Below are 11,960 nucleotides of genomic sequence, written 5' to 3'. Positions count from 1 at the left end.
TCTCGAGTTCCTAAGCAGAGACGAAAGGCCGTGAGGATATGAGTGGTTCAAAGCGGTCGGCGGCATACGGCCCGGTCCACGGTCTGTTGCCGGCGGATACTACAGAAGATGTACGGAAGCGGGGCGCCGACGTCTCACGGCAGGTCGCGGTCCTTCCCGTCGGCAGTTTCGAACAGCACGGCCCGTTCCTGCCGTTGGCGACCGACACGCTGGTGGCGTGTGCCGTCGCGCGGGAGATCGCCGACGCGTACCCGGTGCATCTCCTGCCTCCGGTGACGATCGGCTGCTCGCACGAGCATGCGGCCTGGCCGGGGACCGTCTCCATCTCCTCCGTGACCCTTCACGCGGTGGTACGGGACATCGCCGACTCGCTGCGCCGGTCCGGTGTGGACACCCTGGTGGTGGTCAACGGACACGGCGGAAACTACGTGCTCGGCAACGTCGTTCAGGAATCCTCCGCCCGCGGCGAACGCATGGCGCTGTTCCCCGCCCCGGAGGACTGGGAGAGCGCGCTCCGGCACGCCGGTGTGGCAACCTCACTGCTCACCGACATGCACGCGGGGGAAATCGAGACCTCCATCCTTCTGCACACTCATCCCGAATTGCTCCGACCCGGTTATGAGACCTCCGATCATGTCGCCGACGACCGGCGCCAGTTGCTCACGCTGGGAATGTCCGCCTATACCGATTCCGGTGTCATCGGCCGCCCTTCGCTGGGTTCCGCGGAAAAGGGCAGGGAACTTCTGGCGAGCCTGGTGGATTCCTTCGGCGCGTATTTCTCGATGCTCACCTCCAGTGGCGGCGACGCGTAGTCCGGGGCGAGCGGCGCGCGGCCGGGAGCGTCCTGGGCGTGGGAGGCGGGCACGGGTGCGGGTGGGGCCGTGGTGGCGGCGCCCGTACGCCGGCCGGCGCGCAGGCCGGCGTACCAGCGGGCGACGAGCACGAGCACGCCGGGCAGGCTCGCCGCGAGGCTGAGCACTCCGTAGACCACGGCGACGGTCAGGCCCCGGCCCGCGCCCAGTCCCGCGGCGCCGAACGCCCAGGCGGCGACGCCCTCGCGGGGTCCCCAGCCGCCGACGTTCAGCGGCAGTGACATGGCGAGCAGCGCCAGGACGGCCAGCGGCAGCAGTTCGGTCACGGTCGCGCCGACCCCGGCGACGCGGGCGGCGAGGACGAACATCGCCAGGTATCCGGCGAGGACGACGGCGGAGGAGACGAGGACGCCCGGCCCGTTGCGCCGGGACAGCAGCCCTTCGCGTGCCTCGGCGAGCGCCGACCGCAGGGCCCGGCCCCGGCGGGACGGCCGCGGCCGGTTCATGCGCAGGGCGAGGACGACGGCACAGGCGCCCAGCACGGCGAGGCCCGCCGGCGCCGCCGTCTGCCGGAGGTCGTCCCGGACCGGGGACGGCAGGGTCAGCAGCATCACGGCCCCGGCGACGAACAGCGCGAGCTGTCCGGCCATCCGCTCCAGGACGACGGACCGCACCCCGCGGCCCAGGTCACCGGTGCTCTGCCCGTGCCGCACCGCGCGGTGGACGTCGCCGAGGACACCACCGGGCAGGGCCGCGTTCAGGAACAGGGCGCGGTAGTAGTCGGCGACCGCCGGGGCAAGCGGCAGCCGGATGCGCAGGCCGCGGGCCACCAGCGCCCAGCGCCAGGCACTGAACACCGTGGTCACCAGCCCGATCCCGAGTGCCGCCAGCAGGGACGGCCCGTCGATCCGGCGCAGCCCGTCGACGAAGACACCGGTGCCCAGGCGCCACAGCAGCACGGCGAGGATGACGACGCCGGCGAGGGTGCCGAGCCGGGTGCGTACGGCGGGGGTGTTGAGCCGGGCGAGGAGGGCGCGGGGGCCGGTTGCGGTGCCGTCGCCGGTGCGTTCGGGGTCCGGCGGGGAGCTCTCCGGCTCCGCTCCCCTCCCCGGCCCCGTCGTCGAGGCCGCGGTCTTCGCGACCGGCGTGCCCCGTGCCGGTGTCTCCGCCGCCCGGGCAGTCACGCCGCGCCGCCCGCCGGCCGGCACAGGGCGAGCAGGTCGCTGTGGTGGACGACGACCCGCAGGTCGCCCGCGGCGCAGGCTTCCAGGCGCTCGGCCAGGTAACGGCCCGCGGGCTCCGCCAGTTCGGGGCGTTCCTCCACGGCCGCGCCGACCCAGCCCCGCAGCCACTGCGCGGTCAGCCCGGCCTGCTCGGGGCCGAGCCGCCAGGGGCTCGGGTTGATCCGTACGGTCGCCCCGTGCTCGGAGAAGGCCTCCGCGGCCGCGGTGGCCGCGTCCGGGCCGAGCAGTCCGCCTCGCTTCTGGTGGGCGTTGAACGCCTCGGTGATCTCCTGGTCGAGTGGGTGCGGTGCGGTCAGTTCGACCCGTCCGGCCACCGACAGCGTCAGCAGCGCCGGGCAGCCGGCTCCGGCACAGGCGGCGGCGAGGGCGTCGACGTCCTCGCGGGTGAGGACGTCGAGGAGTGCGGAGGCCGTCACCAGGGAGGCGCCGGCCAGGGCGTCCGCGGTGAGCCGGGCGACGTCACCGCGCCGGGTCTCCACGCTGACGCGGCTGCCGTCGGTGGCGGACCGCGGGGAGGCGACGGCGGCGAAGTGCAGGAGGTAGGGGTCCCGGTCGTGCAGGACCCAGTGCTGGGCGCCGTCCAGGCGGGGCGCGAGCCAGCGGCCCATCGAGCCGGTGCCGCAGCCGATGTCGTGGATGATGAAACCGTCGGCCCGCCGGGGCAGGTTGGCCAGCCGGATGCGCAGCGGGTCGAGCAGGTCGTGGGCCCGCGCGAAGGCGTCGGCGGGCTCGCGCAGCTGGAGCCACTCGGGCGCGTACCGGGCGGGTTCGTCCGACTCGGTGTCGGTGTCGGTGCCGGTCCCCCGCAAGCGGAGCGTGGCCCGCTCACCGGGTCGCGGTGCGGCGGGGCCGGCGCCGGGGATGACGGACCGGGTGTCCTCGTACCGGGGACCGGGCTGGGCCGGGACCGCGTCGGTGCCGCTGCCGGTCTGCTGTGTCGTCGCCTGGTCGGTCATGCGGCCCTCCGGGGTTCGGCAGGAAGCCGGCGCAGTACCGTCGCCAGGCTCTGTGCGGTGCTCGCCCAGCCACCGAGCGCGGCACGCCGGCCGCGCGCGGCCGCCTTCAGCCGGCGGCGGACGTCCGCCTCGCCGAACCAGCCGCGCAGTTCGACGGCGATGGCGGCGGGATTCTCCGGCGGGACGAGGATGCCGGGCACCCCTCCGTCGGGGGCGCGGCCGACCGCCTCGGGCAGGCCGCCGACATCGGTGGCCAGGACCGGGATGCCGCGCGCCAGTGCCTCGGTGACCGCCATGCCGTACGTCTCGGCGTACGAGGTGAGGACCATCAGGTCGGCGGTGGCGTAACTGGCGTCGAGCTCGGCGCCGGCCTTCGGCCCCGTCAGCTCGAGCCGGTCCTTGAGGCCGTGCTTGCCGATCAGGTACCGCAGATGGGTGACGTACTCGGGGTCGTGGGCGAGCCCGCCGACCAGGGCGCAGCTCCACGGCAGGTCCGACACCGCGGCCAGTGCCTCCACCAGCCGGTGCTGTCCCTTGCGCGGGGTGACGGCGGCGACGCAGAGCAGGCGGGAGACGCCGTCGGTGCCGGAGGCGAGGGGCGCGATGTCGGCGCCGGGAGCGGCGACGTGGACGCGGTCGGGCGCGAGTCCGTGGTGGGAGACCAGGCGGCGTACCGCCCAGTCGCTGGTGCCGATCACGGCGGGCACCGCGCGCAGGACCGTGCGCTCGCGGGCGTCCAGGTCGGCGGCGAGGGCCGGGGCGAGCCCGGTCTCGTCGCCGAGCGGGAGGTGGACGAGGACGGCCATGCGCAGCCGTTCCGCCTCCGGGACGACGACCTCGGGCACCCCGCAGGCGACCAGCCCGTCCAGCAGGACGACGGCGCCGTCCGGCAGTTCGCGCAGGGTGCGGGCGAGCGCGGCGCGGGCGGCGGCGTCCGGACGGGGCCAGTCGCCGGCCACGGCGTGCCGCTCCACCTGCCAGCCGAATCCGGGCAGGTCCAGGCACACGCGCCGGTCGTACGCGTTGCCGCCGCTCGGCACCGACGGGTCGTCGACGCCGCCCGGCATCAGGAAGTGCACACGGCGCAGGGACATGGGGATGATCCCCCCGTTCCATCGGGCGGAAGCCTGGGCGGCGGCGGACGGGGCAGGCGCCTGGGCGGCGGTCGGTGCGGGTGCCTGGGCCGAGGACTGCAGCGGAACGTAGTCCAGGCGGGCACGGTCGACGGCCTGGTGGGTCACGCCGAGGGCCGTGTCGATGGTTGTCTCGGTCACAGCGCACGCTCGTAACTCGCCCAGGCGATGTGCGACTCGTGCAGGGTGACGGTGAGTCCCGTGATGCCCTTGGCGCCCTCCCCCAGCGCACCCTTGTGGATGCGCTCGGCGAGCCGGTCCGCGATGACCTTGGCCAGGTACTCCGTGGAGGTGTTGATCCCCGCGAAGTCGGGTTCGTTGTCGAGGTTGCGGTAGTTCAGCTCGCCGGCCACGGCCCCGAGTTCCTGTGTGGCCAGGCCGATGTCGACGACGAGGTTGTCCTCGTCCAACTGTTCGCGCCGGAACGTGGCGTCCACGAGGAACGTGGCCCCGTGCAGGCGTTGGGCCGGTCCGAAGACCTCGCCGTGGAAGCTGTGGGCGATCATGATGTGATCGCGGACGGTGATGCTGAACAACGGACGACCCTCCAGGTGCGGCGCGTCTGCTCCCCGGCCGATCGCCGCCGGGGATGCCGGGTAGTACGGCCGTACGCCTCCCGGCGTTCAGCGTCAGGTGTGTCTTTTCTCAGGTCAGGGCCCGGGGCTTGTTCTCGGGGCGGACTTGGGCCCCTCACCCGGCCTGAACCGGAGTCAGCCGGCGTCGGCCTCGCCGTACCGCACGAGGTGACACAGTGCCGGGATCTCGCCGGAGGCGAGGCGGGGCATGAGGGCGGGCAGTTCCGCGAACTCCGACTCGCCGGTGACGAGCGCGTCCAGGGCCGGGTCGGCCAGCAGATCGAGGGCGAGGGCGAGCCGGTCGGCGTAGCTGCGGCCGGGGCGGGCCGGGGAGACCGTGCCGACCTGGCTGCTGCGGATGACGAGCCGCCGTGAGTGGAAGTCCTCGCCCAGCGGAAGGCTCACCTTCCGGTCGCCGTACCAGCTCAGCTCGATCACCGTGCCCTCGGCCGAGAGGAGTTCGAGGGACCGGGCGAGGCCCTGTTCGGTGGCGCTGGCGTGCACGACCAGGTCGCAGCCGCCGAGGGCGTCCGCGGGCAGCGCGAAGCCGACGCCGAGGGCCTCGGCGGTCTTGGCGCGCGCCGGGTCGGCGTCGACGAGCTGGACCCGTACGCCCGGGAAGCGGGCCAGCAGCGCGGCGACCGAGCTGCCGACCATGCCGCCGCCGACGACGGCGATCCGGTCGCCGATCAACGGCGCCGCGTCCCACAGGGCGTTGACGGCGGTCTCCACGGTGCCGGCGAGCACGGCCCGTCGGGCGGGCACGGTGTCGGGCACGGGGGTCACCGCGCTCGCCGGGACGACGTAGCGGGTCTGGTGCGGGTAGAGGCAGAAGACCGTCCGCCCGACGAGTGTCCTCGGTCCTTCCTCCACCACGCCCACGTTGAGGTAGCCGTACTTCACCGGCCCCGGGAAGTCGCCCTCCTGGAACGGCGCGCGCATCGCGGCGTGCTGGCTCTCGGGCACCTGGCCGCGGAAGACGAGGGTCTCCGTGCCGCGGCTCACACCGGAGTACAGCGAGCGCACCAGGACCTCGTCCTCGCCCGGCCCGGACAGGGGGACTTCGCGGATCTCACCTCGGCCCGGCGAGTCGAGCCAGAACGCATGAGCGGCGCGGTTCATCGAATTCCTCCTGAACGATCGGCAGGTTGCACGCGTACCGAGAGGTGCACAGGCCGCGCACAAGGTAGCGGCCTTGATCGACTCTGTCACACGGCCGGAGGGTGTTCGGTGGCCCTGAACAACAGTTACGACGCAAGGCTCGTACAGCAGGAGACCGCTGTGGGGGCGGGCATACAGGTCCTGCTGCTGGCGCTGATCGGTACGGCGATCGGCATGGGCCCTGCGGGCTGGCTGACCGGCCTCGCGTTCGCGATCGCCACCTGGGCGGTGCTCTCCCGGGCCCTGCACCGGTCCCGGCTGCGCTCGTTCGGCGCGGCCAACCGGGTCACGCTCGGCCGGGCGATCCTGGTCGGCGGGGTGACCGCGCTGGTGGCCGACTCCTTCCAGGACTCACCGCCCGTCACCCTGTTCGTCGGCCTGACCGCGGTGGCCCTCATCCTCGACGGGGTGGACGGCAAGGTGGCGCGCAGGACGGGCACGTCGACGCCGCTGGGCGCCCGCTTCGACATGGAGGTGGACGCGTTCCTCATCCTGGTGCTCAGCGTGTACGTGTCGATGGCGATGGGGCCCTGGGTGCTGCTGATCGGCGGCATGCGGTACGTCTTCGTCGCCGCGGCCCGGGTGTGGCCGTGGCTGAACGCCGCGCTGCCGCCGAGCACGGCCCGCAAGACGGTGGCCGCGCTCCAGGGCGTGCTCCTGCTGGTGGCGGGCGCGAACCTGCTGCCGCACCTGGTCAACGTCGGGGTGGCGGCGCTGGCGCTGGGACTGCTGGTGTGGTCGTTCGGCCGGGACGTGCTGTGGCTGCTGCGCGCCTCACGGGTGCGACCCGCCCACATCGAGCGGCCGACGCGGGAACTCGTCGCGCAGTGACGCCCGGTCGGCCGCGGTGACACCCGGTCGGCCGCGGTGGCCGGCGCGGGCCCTGCGGTCGGTCACCCGGCGTTCGCCTCGTCCGGATCGTAGGGGGACGGGGGCGTGTTCTCGGGGTCCAGGATCTGCAGAGTGCCGTGGATCCAGCCGCCGGCCTTGCCCGTGTTCAGTGCGAAGCGGGCATGGGAGAGCGGGCGGGTCAGCGGGTTGCGGCGGTGGGCACGAGCCGCCTTCTCCGCGTCCTGAAGGGCTCTGACGGCCAAGGCGAGCCGGAGCTGAAGGTCGCGGGGGACCTCGACGTCGACCAGGTCCGCGGCACAGGAGGCGACCTTCTCGGCGGCGCCCTCCAGTTCGGCGGCCCGGCGGATACTGGACGGCTCCTGGATGGACGCCAACAGCTCGCGCAAGTCGTGCAATTGGGCTATGGCTTCGGAACGCATGCGTACAGCATGCCTCAACGGGGAGCGAGCCCCCGCACCACACCGCACGGCACGGCGCGGCACGGCACCGCGCCGACGACAGACACCGCGCGGTCCGCGTCGGCGACACCGGGGGCCGGAACACGGAACGGGCCTGAGGTGTCCCGTCACCCGCGCCGGGGCAGCAGTCCCGCCGCCCCCGTGACGCAGGCCAGGACCACCCGGGGCACCGTCGGGGGAAGTCCCGCGTCCTGCCGACCGCCGCCATCGCCCCGGACGGCTTCTACGACAGCTTTGTCGGCTGCACCCCCGGCCAGGGATACGGGTTGCTCGGTGACTACGCCGAGGCTGAACTTCCGAACCCGGGGAAGGCGACGTTCGCCACCTGCTTGACCGAGGTCGCCCCTGCATGGTGCGAGGGACGAGGCTTCGGGGACGCCAACGCGCCACGCGTGATCGACGGGCACCTCGGCTGACGGCAGGCGGGTTACCGGCCCGCCGACGGCGGCGAAGCGCGGGCCCCGTCGTCCACAGCCAGGACGTCCAGTACTCCAGGGCCGTCCGTTCGGGTGAAAGGCACGACGGGCGGGCGCGACACGCGGCAACGGATTTGACACCGTCGCGACCACACCCTTAGAACCTAGCGATATGACATTCGTTTTCAAAAAGGCGGGGTGCCGATGAGGATCGCGTTCGTCGGCAAGGGCGGCAGCGGCAAGACGACGATGTCGGCCCTCTTCTCCCGTCACCTGGCCGCCGCCGGCGCCCCGGTGCTCGCCATCGACGGCGACATCAACCAGCACCTGGCCGAGGCACTCTCCCCCGCCGGGGACACCCCGGTGACGCCCCCTCCCCTGGGCCCGCGCCTGCACGACATCAAGGCGTACCTGCGCGGCACCAACCCCCGCATCACCTCCACCGAGTCGATGATCAAGACGACTCCGCCCGGCCGCGGCTCCCGTCTCCTGAGCCTGCTCGGCGACGACGAACTGCACACGCGGCACGTCTCCCGGGCCGGCGGCGTCCCGCTGATGGCCACGGGCGAGTTCGACGACAGCGACCTGGGCGTGGCCTGCTACCACTCCAAGCTGGGCGCGGTGGAGCTGTACCTGGGCCACCTCATCGACGGCCCCGGCGAATACGTGGTGGTCGACATGACCGCCGGCGCCGACGCCTTCGCCTCCGGCCTCTTCACCCGCTTCGACCTCACCTTCCTGGTCGCCGAACCCACCCGCAAGGGCGTCTCCGTCTACCGCCAGTACCGGGACCACGCCCTCGAGTTCGGCATCCGCGTCGCGGTCGTCGGCAACAAGGTCACCTGCGAGGAGGACCTCCTCTTCCTCAAGGAACAGGTGGGCGACGACCTCCTGACCCACCTCGTGCACTCGGACTGGGTACGGGCGGCGGAACAGGGCAGGACCGCGCCCGTAAACCCCGCCGCTCCGAATGCCTCGGACCCCTTGAGCGCACTGGAGCCCCACAACCGCCACGCCCTGACCGTCATGCATGAGGCCGTCGACTCCCACCCCCGCGACTGGGACCGCCTGCACCGCCACGCCGTGGAGTTCCACCTCCGCAACGCCCGCTCCTGGGCCGACGCCCGCACCGGCGAGAACCTGGCCGCCCAGGTGGATCCGGAGTACCTCCCCGGCCCGGCGACCCTGCCCTGCTGACGCACCGTCACCCCATCGGCACCACTCCCCCTGGTCCGGCTGCTCTCTGTCGGGCTGCTCGACACCGGCCGCGTCGAGCAGCCGGACCAGGTCCTCGCGCCCGTACCCGAGCAGCACCACACGGGCGCGACCGGATCGGCGGGGACATGTTCGCCCGGGGAACGCCCCTGGCTTACGCGGCCACCGGAAAGCTGCCTTTCGGCACGGCCGCTTGGTGCAAGTCCCCCACCGCAGCCCCTGCACCCATCGTGAAACGGCTATCGGCCAAGGACATTGCAGAGCGTCCGTCGGCTGACGAAGACGCCACCACCGCCACCGGCTTCCTGATCGACGAGATCGTCCGCGAGGGCGCGAGGCGGATGCTCGCCGCCGCCGCCGGGGGCCTTGGTGATGGCACCGTCCACGGCGATCTGGTCCAGGACGAGACCGACGATGCGGTCGTAGGCCTGAAGCGCGATCTGCTTCAGGCCTACGAACAGCCCCAGGCGTACCCGCTCGTCGCGGCGGCTGCGGATCGTGGTGGCCGAGCACGTGGAGTCTGTGATCGCCTGATAGGAGCAGCCGAAGCGAAGGACTTGCAGCAGTTCGTCGAAGACGATCCGGTCGCTGATCCGGCGTCGGTGGCGGCCCGACGGGTGGGTCGGATCGAACTCGGGCCGCTGTGGCAGCAGGACGGCGAATTGGTCGCACAGCGGGTTCGGTCAGCCATGAGGGCGGCGCAGGCACAGATCGCCCATGATCACAGAGCTTCGCAACTCCATGATCGCGGAACCTGTGCCTGCCCCTTCTGGCAACTGGCCCCACCCGCGCCCAACCGTGCTACCTCTTACACGGCTCCGGGCGGCGGTGCCGGGGCGTCAGCCGAACCCCACCCGGGTTTTCACGCGGGACAGGTACCGGCCGGATCACTCCTTGGTGCAGTAGGGACTCTTCTGCATGTTGGTGAAGTTGGCCTTGAAGCTGTTGTAGAAGGCCGCGTTGTCGATCTTGAGCAGGGTCTCGTCATACGCGCGGAGGCTGGGGTAGGTGTAGTTGTGGCTGCCGGTGAAGACGAGCTTCCGGTCGGCAGTGCCCAGATAGGTACCCTCGATGAGCATGTACTTGCTGTGAATGCCGATGATGCGCTGCGTCCCGTCGGCGTTCTGCGCGGTTCCGTCGCACCGCATGATGGAGGTGAGTTTTCCGGCGAGGATGCCCTGCACCTTGGTTCCGTAGTTGCCGTCCTCGGCATTGCGGACGAGCTCCACCCGGCAACCGGCCTTCTTCAGCTCCACCAGCTTGTCGGCGATCTGCGAGCGGGTGAAGGCGTACATGCCGATGCGGATCTGGGTGGCACCGCCGGCGCAGTCCACGTTGCCCAGCAGGGAGACGATCGTATCCGTGGACGCGTCGGTCGAGTAGGTGGTCCCCGAGGATTCCTGGCGGGGCATGAAGTAGGTCTTGTACGGGCCGCTCTGCTGGGTCTTGTAGTACGTCGAGAGTCCGTTGCCCCCGTTGGAGCCGTACTTCTTGAGGTCCTGGAAGTAGGCGAGGTAGGTCGCGAAGAGGCCGGAACCGTTGTCGGGGATGGTGACGGCGTTGTTGTAGAAGGTCTGGCGCTGTGCGGTGGTCAGGTTCGCCGAGGCCTGGAAGATCACGTTCTCGGTGCTGCCGACCTTGGAGAACAGGAAGAACTTGTTGTGGTCGATGGCGTGGCCAGTACCGATGGCGCGGTTGCCGATGCAGCCACGGCCTTTCGGGCAGGCCAGCACCCATGAGCGCTTGGCCGGCAGATCGGTGCTCAGTCCGTCCGCGAGCGCCCGGTACTGGCTGCCGCTGATGTCGACGGTGTCGTCGTCGACGATCAGCTTGACCAGCACTCCGCGCTGATCGGCGGCGAGCAGCGCATCCTTCACCTTGCTGTCGGTGATCTTGTAGATGCTGCCGTAGATTATGGAGCCCGCTGGGGCCCGGTTGATCAGGGACAGCAACTGGTCCCGGATGGCGTCCTGCTGGGCCGTGGTCCCCACCGGATCATTGAACGTGGTGGTGAGGGGCACAGTGTCATCAGCCACGGCGGTCGTCGCGGGGACCCCCAGGAGAGCCGCTCCCAGGACGGCAGCCGCCACGGGCGCAATATGACGCAGCTTCATTTACAACTTCCTTAAGATGTACCGCTGTTGGGCGCGGGTTGGGGCCAGTTGCCAGAGGAGGCAGGCACAGGCGCCGCCATCATGGCTGACCGAACCGCTGTGCGACCAATTCGCCGTCCTGCTGCCACAGCGGCCCGAGTTCGATCCGACCCACCCGTCGGGCCGCCGCCGACGCCGGATCAGCGACCGGATCGTCTTCGACGAACTGCTGCAAGTCCTTCGCTTCGGCGGCGGACTCGACCGGGCTGCGCGTCGAGGTGTCGGTGAGGAAGTGGGCCGGCCGGTCAGCGATGCCGGCGGCCCGTACGGGGGGGGATGGGCGCGGCAAGTTGTATGTCCGCGAAGAGCACCGCGTAGGAGGAGGTGAGCAGGTCTGCGCTGTGATCGACAGTCGGCGCCAGGAGCGACCCCGCACCCGGATCAGCGGTGTGCGACCACGCCGGCCCCAGGTCCGGGCACGCGACGGCGTCATCGATGGGTTTTGCCAAGATTTCCGTGATGCAGTGACGGAACGTCACGCGAGGAGGACGCGCTTGCGTAGGAGTGGGAGCGAGGCCCGCCCGTACATCTGTCGTTTGAGTATCTTGATCCGGTTGACGTGACCTTCGACGGGACCGCTGCTCCAGGGCAGGGTGAGGCCGGCCAGGACAGCGTCCCGGTCGCGTTCGAGTCCGTCGGCGAAGGCGTGTAGCCGGGGTAGGTCGTCGGCGCGGACCGCGCAGGTCCAGGCAGGCAGGTCGGTGCCGGTGCGGTCGCAGATCATGCGGGCGAAGGCGTGGACGTGGGTGCGCAGTGAGGCAAGCTCGGGGCAGTGGGAAAGGACGTCGTCGAGGAGGCTCTCCTCCTCCTCGCGTGGTTCAAGAGCAGCTACAGCGGAACCAACGGCGGCGACTGCGGCAAGGTGGCCACCGCAGTGGGCGCTGTGTACGTATGGGACTCGAAGGCTGTGGGCGGCGGCCCCGTGCTGCGGGTCGGCCGGGACGAGTGGGCCGCGTTCGTGGCGCTCGCGGCCGAGTAGCGGTGT

At 71.5% G+C, this 11,960-nt stretch carries 10 protein-coding genes and 4 pseudogenes; 5 read left to right on the top strand and 9 right to left on the bottom strand.

Annotated elements, in window-relative coordinates; translation table 11 throughout:
- Positions 1 to 38 precede the first annotated feature (38 nt).
- Positions 39 to 812: a creatininase family protein gene (locus tag OHB56_RS36520; RefSeq protein ID WP_326755994.1), complete on the top strand. Its 774-nt coding sequence runs from the start codon at positions 39 to 41 to the stop codon at positions 810 to 812.
- 203 nt (positions 813 to 1,015) lie between these two features.
- Here OHB56_RS36520 and OHB56_RS36515 read toward each other — a convergent pair.
- The 5 genes and pseudogenes from OHB56_RS36515 to OHB56_RS36495 form a co-directional block, all read right to left on the bottom strand.
- Positions 1,016 to 1,771 (bottom strand): annotated as a pseudogene (locus OHB56_RS36515) (YbhN family protein); the annotation flags it as partial.
- Between the two features lie 221 nt (positions 1,772 to 1,992).
- Positions 1,993 to 3,012 carry a methyltransferase domain-containing protein gene (locus tag OHB56_RS36510; protein WP_406358127.1) on the bottom strand — a complete coding sequence of 340 codons (1,020 nt, stop codon included), beginning with the start codon at positions 3,010 to 3,012 and terminating at the stop codon, positions 1,993 to 1,995.
- Positions 3,009 to 4,286, bottom strand: a complete 1,278-nt coding sequence (locus tag OHB56_RS36505) for a glycosyltransferase family 4 protein (RefSeq protein ID WP_326755992.1) — start codon at positions 4,284 to 4,286, stop codon at positions 3,009 to 3,011. Before OHB56_RS36505 ends, OHB56_RS36510 begins: the two co-directional genes overlap by 4 nt.
- Positions 4,283 to 4,681, bottom strand: coding sequence for a 6-carboxytetrahydropterin synthase (locus OHB56_RS36500; RefSeq protein WP_326755991.1), 399 nt, complete (start codon positions 4,679 to 4,681; stop codon positions 4,283 to 4,285). Before OHB56_RS36500 ends, OHB56_RS36505 begins: the two co-directional genes overlap by 4 nt.
- 174 nt (positions 4,682 to 4,855) lie before the next feature.
- A complete protein-coding gene (locus tag OHB56_RS36495) occupies positions 4,856 to 5,842 on the bottom strand; it encodes a zinc-binding alcohol dehydrogenase (RefSeq protein ID WP_406358125.1) in 987 nt (328 codons plus the stop codon).
- A gap of 108 nt (positions 5,843 to 5,950) precedes the next feature.
- On the opposite strand from OHB56_RS36495, the gene OHB56_RS36490 reads away from it, so the two are divergent.
- Positions 5,951 to 6,712, top strand: coding sequence for a CDP-alcohol phosphatidyltransferase family protein (locus tag OHB56_RS36490; RefSeq protein ID WP_406358123.1), 762 nt, complete (start codon positions 5,951 to 5,953; stop codon positions 6,710 to 6,712).
- A 62-nt stretch (positions 6,713 to 6,774) separates the two neighbouring features.
- On the opposite strand, the gene OHB56_RS36485 is transcribed toward OHB56_RS36490, so the two are convergent.
- Entirely contained in the window at positions 6,775 to 7,152 is a 378-nt protein-coding gene (locus OHB56_RS36485; RefSeq protein WP_406358121.1) for a hypothetical protein, read from the bottom strand.
- Positions 7,153 to 7,811: 659 nt separating this feature from the next.
- On the opposite strand from OHB56_RS36485, the gene OHB56_RS36480 reads away from it, so the two are divergent.
- Positions 7,812 to 8,804, top strand: a complete 993-nt coding sequence (locus OHB56_RS36480) for an ATP-binding protein (protein WP_406358119.1) — start codon at positions 7,812 to 7,814, stop codon at positions 8,802 to 8,804.
- A gap of 368 nt (positions 8,805 to 9,172) precedes the next feature.
- On the opposite strand, the pseudogene OHB56_RS36475 reads toward OHB56_RS36480, so the two are convergent.
- Positions 9,173 to 9,530: pseudogene (locus tag OHB56_RS36475) on the bottom strand (IS5/IS1182 family transposase); the annotation flags it as partial.
- A 179-nt stretch (positions 9,531 to 9,709) separates the two neighbouring features.
- Positions 9,710 to 10,936 carry a phospholipase D-like domain-containing protein gene (locus tag OHB56_RS36470; protein WP_406358118.1) on the bottom strand — a complete coding sequence of 409 codons (1,227 nt, stop codon included), beginning with the start codon at positions 10,934 to 10,936 and terminating at the stop codon, positions 9,710 to 9,712.
- Positions 10,937 to 10,952: 16 nt separating this feature from the next.
- Here OHB56_RS36470 and OHB56_RS36465 point away from each other — a divergent pair.
- Positions 10,953 to 11,165 (top strand): annotated as a pseudogene (locus OHB56_RS36465) (hypothetical protein); the annotation flags it as partial.
- 285 nt (positions 11,166 to 11,450) lie between these two features.
- Here the strand turns inward: OHB56_RS36465 and OHB56_RS36460 are convergent.
- A pseudogene (locus OHB56_RS36460) lies at positions 11,451 to 11,786 on the bottom strand (transposase); the annotation flags it as partial.
- On the opposite strand from OHB56_RS36460, the gene OHB56_RS36455 reads away from it, so the two are divergent.
- Entirely contained in the window at positions 11,748 to 11,954 is a 207-nt protein-coding gene (locus OHB56_RS36455; protein WP_406358116.1) for a DUF397 domain-containing protein, read from the top strand. The pseudogene OHB56_RS36460 and the gene OHB56_RS36455 overlap by 39 nt on opposite strands.
- Positions 11,955 to 11,960: the final 6 nt, after the last annotated feature.

The organism is Streptomyces sp. NBC_01635, from assembly GCF_045209715.1.
GTDB classification, from domain to species: Bacteria; Actinomycetota; Actinomycetes; order Streptomycetales; family Streptomycetaceae; genus Streptomyces; species Streptomyces hirsutus.
The sequence above is the reverse complement of the archived record's forward strand: the minus strand, read 5'-3'. Positions and strand labels throughout refer to the sequence as shown.

What these genes read in the sequence shown, in the direction of transcription:
- OHB56_RS36520 (WP_326755994.1), top strand. Translation starts at nt 39, where the DNA reads ATGAGTGGTTCAAAGCGGTCGGCGGCATACGGCCCGGTCCACGGTCTG.
- OHB56_RS36510 (WP_406358127.1), bottom strand. Translation starts at nt 3,012, where the DNA reads ATGACCGACCAGGCGACGACACAGCAGACCGGCAGCGGCACCGACGCG.
- OHB56_RS36495 (WP_406358125.1), bottom strand. Translation starts at nt 5,842, where the DNA reads ATGAACCGCGCCGCTCATGCGTTCTGGCTCGACTCGCCGGGCCGAGGT.
- OHB56_RS36485 (WP_406358121.1), bottom strand. Translation starts at nt 7,152, where the DNA reads ATGCGTTCCGAAGCCATAGCCCAATTGCACGACTTGCGCGAGCTGTTG.
- OHB56_RS36480 (WP_406358119.1), top strand. Translation starts at nt 7,812, where the DNA reads ATGAGGATCGCGTTCGTCGGCAAGGGCGGCAGCGGCAAGACGACGATG.
- OHB56_RS36470 (WP_406358118.1), bottom strand. Translation starts at nt 10,936, where the DNA reads ATGAAGCTGCGTCATATTGCGCCCGTGGCGGCTGCCGTCCTGGGAGCG.